Annotated in this window: 4 protein-coding genes and 1 pseudogene; 2 read left to right on the top strand and 3 right to left on the bottom strand. The window is 65.4% G+C overall.

From position 1 onward, the window contains the following. Nucleotides 1-141 precede the first annotated feature (141 nt). Both O3Q52_RS51270 and O3Q52_RS51275 read left to right on the top strand, forming a co-directional pair. The gene (locus O3Q52_RS51270; protein ID WP_269655272.1) at nucleotides 142-612 is read left to right on the top strand and encodes a hypothetical protein; all 471 of its coding nucleotides are present in this window, start codon (nucleotides 142-144) and stop codon (nucleotides 610-612) included. 1 nt (nucleotide 613) lies between these two features. Continuing rightward, on the top strand, nucleotides 614-1429 hold the full coding sequence (locus O3Q52_RS51275) for a hypothetical protein (RefSeq protein WP_269655273.1): 816 nt from the start codon (nucleotides 614-616) through the stop codon (nucleotides 1427-1429). 499 nt (nucleotides 1430-1928) lie between these two features. Here O3Q52_RS51275 and O3Q52_RS51280 read toward each other — a convergent pair whose 3' ends face one another. The 3 genes and pseudogenes from O3Q52_RS51280 to O3Q52_RS51290 form a co-directional block, all read right to left on the bottom strand. After that, nucleotides 1929-2339, bottom strand: coding sequence for a type II toxin-antitoxin system VapC family toxin (locus tag O3Q52_RS51280; protein ID WP_269655274.1), 411 nt, complete (start codon nucleotides 2337-2339; stop codon nucleotides 1929-1931). After that, on the bottom strand, nucleotides 2336-2617 hold the full coding sequence (locus O3Q52_RS51285) for a type II toxin-antitoxin system Phd/YefM family antitoxin (protein WP_269655275.1): 282 nt from the start codon (nucleotides 2615-2617) through the stop codon (nucleotides 2336-2338). Before O3Q52_RS51285 ends, O3Q52_RS51280 begins: the two co-directional genes overlap by 4 nt. A gap of 48 nt (nucleotides 2618-2665) precedes the next feature. Then, a pseudogene (locus O3Q52_RS51290) lies at nucleotides 2666-2879 on the bottom strand (hypothetical protein); the annotation flags it as partial. Between the last annotated feature and the right edge of the window lie 163 nt (nucleotides 2880-3042).

Here is a 3042-nt window from a genome sequence, read left to right on the forward strand (position 1 = left end):
CCGTCTCGTTCGGGTAGTCGTCGCCTACCTCGGCGACCATGCGCACCGCGCGACGGCGGAGCTCAAGCGGGTAACGGGAAGGTCGTGCCATGACTCGATCCTTTCATGAAATCGAGTCTCCAATCGAACCGGGGCGGTTCAGTGCGACGTTGCCCGCCGTTCGACTCGCTCTTCGAGCAGCGCGTCTTCCTACGCATCAAGGAACGCGGCTACGACGTGGTGCCCCAGTGGGAAGTCAACGGAAAACGCATCGACCTCGTGATCACGGGAGGCCACGGACGCCTCGCAGTGGAATGCGACGGAAGCCCCTACCACTCCACCCCACAGCAGATCCACGACGACGCCGAGCGCGAGCGGGAGCTTCGCCGCGCCGGCTGGACGTTCTGGCGCATACGCAGCAGCGCCTTCGCTCTCTCACCCGACGAGGCCTTGGAACCCCTGTGGGAACGCCTGACCGAGCTGGGCATCCACCCGCGCACTGTCCGCGAGCCATCCATCGATGACTCACTGACCGACATGACCTGGACCCCGGTCGGCCTGGCCGAGGCCGAACCCGACGAAGACGCGGACCCCTACGACGGCGAGCCGGACGAAGACAGCGAGGGACACTGACATGGACAACTTCGACGACAGCACCCTCGAAGAACTCGCCGCCATGGTCTGCGGCGACGAGCCGGGCATGAAACGCCGAGCCGGCTGGGAACTCGCTCCATTCCTCCGCAGGGCCGGCTGGGAAGACGTCCCCGACCACGACGCCAGCCCGCGCCACCGCTGGGTCCACACCATCCTGCGCGAACGGCAGGAAGACCAAGCAGGGGACACCGAGCGCATCATCCTGCGCCTGGCCGACCGACGGGAATACCAACAACAACCCGCCGACTACGACGCCGTCATCCAACGCCTCCAAGAAGTCCTCGCCCTCGAAGGCCGCCGCATCGACTACCACAAAGGGCAACCGTTCCTCATCGAGTACGACCCCGACGAACCCCCTCGCCCCCAACGCGTAGAGCTGAAAGTGGCCATCACCGACATCGTCTCCGACCCCGACCTGGCCCGCGCCGTTCAGCTACGCCTCGACGAAGCCCGCATCTGCCAAGAACACGGCGCCTACACCTCCGCCGTCATCATGCTCGGGAGCCTCCTCGAAGGCGTCCTCGTCCACGCCGCCGACGTCAGAACCGCAACCGTGCCGCTGCCCCGGCCTGCCCGCGACACCCGGCTGCAGGACCTCATTCAGCACGCCCACACCAACCAGTGGATCGACCAGGACGCAAAAATGGCCTCGGACCTGCTACGGACCTACCGCAACCTGGTCCACCCCCTCGCAGAGAAGCGAGCCAAACACAGCGCAGACTTCGACACAGCCGACCTCTGCTGGTCCACAGTCAACGCCGTGCTCAACGACCTGGCGGCAAGCAACCCTCAATAGAAAACCGGGAGGATCTTGCTGGGGGCCTTCTCCTCTGCAATCTGCCCTGGTCGGCAGAGTCATCCAGGGGCGGGATCTCGGCGGGGCGCTCCTCCTATCCCGCGGGTTGAGAAATCCGCGGGTACGTAGATCATCACAGCTGTAACGAGCACCGGCCGCACCAGGGTCCTGCGAATGCCCGCCCTCTCCACTCGCTGCCCGCTCCGATCGAGGACCTGGACCGGATAGCCCACCTGGACATACGACGGCGAGCGCGACTCGGCGGCACGCTCCACGAGTATCAACATGATGCCTGACCAGCATGGAGGGAGGTATTCGGCAAGCGCAACGCCAGACTGCTACCGAACAGACGGATCCGGTCCGTTCGGTCAGGGTGCGCCTCGGCAGTCTGCAATGACTTCTGGTCGGCTACTGCGGCCGGTCGTGCCCCGCGTTGGTGAGCCCCCTCTGTGGAAGGGGCACGCCGGACGTGTCGGGCGGGCGAGTTGTTCCGGCTCCGTCATGAAGGTGCGAGATGCGGCAGGCCGAGGGCCGTGACAGCGTCCGCCAGTTCCTTGTCGTAGGTGACGAAGCCGTCCAGCTCTCGGTGCAGAGGGGCGGCCGTGGCCAGGTGGATGGCGTCGAGAGTGCCGAGTCTTTGCACTTCGAAGCCCGCGGCGCGGGCCAGGACGTCGTCGCTGAGGATGATCTGGTCTATCCCGGCGAGCGTGTTGCCGACCAGGAACGGCACGCGTTGCCGGTCGAGACCGGCCCGCCGGAAGGTGCGCGCGATCTCGACCCCGGCCAGCTGGGAGGTCACGAGACGACTGTCGACGCCCAGCCCTGCCCGCCAGCTGCGAAGCGCCTGAGTCTCTGCCTCCTGCTGTACGAACTTCAGCAGTGCGCAGGTGTCCATGTAGTAGAGGCTCAACGCGTGCGCTCCCGGTCCCGCTCGGCGATCACCGCATCCGACAGCGATGGCAGCTCGGCCAGATCGCTGATCAGCTCGGGCAGCGCGCCTGGATTCACTGCACGACGCGCCTGGCCGGTCGCCATCAGCTGGTCCAGGGCTGACGTGGGTTCTTCGGCGGGGGACATGCGAATGACAGGCTTGCCGTGCTCAGTGACGACGAGCGTCTCACCTGCACGAACCCTCGCTGTGACTTTAGACGGATGGTGGTTCAGTTCTCCAAGCGGGATGGTCTCCATGCATTAAAGGTACACAAATAATGTCTACAATGGGAGGTCGAAGTGAGGCACACGGACCACCCCCCGCCGTGCATCGACCGGCGCGTCCGCGACGGTCCGCCAGTGGTAGCCATGCACGCGTTGCGACGAGGCCGCGCACACAGGGCCAGACCGCGGTGTCGAGCGAAGTCCGTGCCCGCACCAAGATGCGCTCACCTTCGTCGGCCACATCCCCGATGACCAGCAGGACAGACCCGAGAAGGCCGCCTGCATAAACAGGCAGTCGACAACTGGCAGTTTTCCTCATCTTCATGGCCCCGCCCGCAGAGCCTAATATCTCCCAGCGGAAATTCAGAAACGAGCGTTATCGTGGGTCTTCGAATTTAGTGGGGGTGTGCCTCTCGTCGGCTCCGGCGGGTGGTCGCACAGCGTGAGCGGAGGCGTTG

Origin of the sequence: Streptomyces sp. ActVer (genome assembly GCF_027270795.1) — a bacterium.
In the GTDB taxonomy this organism is placed as follows: Bacteria; Actinomycetota; Actinomycetes; order Streptomycetales; family Streptomycetaceae; genus Streptomyces; species Streptomyces umbrinus_A.

Bases quoted from the DNA above. Each gene is read 5' to 3' on its own strand.
- O3Q52_RS51285 (WP_269655275.1), bottom strand. From the start codon at position 2,617: ATGGAGACCATCCCGCTTGGAGAACTGAACCACCATCCGTCTAAAGTC.
- O3Q52_RS51275 (WP_269655273.1), top strand. From the start codon at position 614: ATGGACAACTTCGACGACAGCACCCTCGAAGAACTCGCCGCCATGGTC.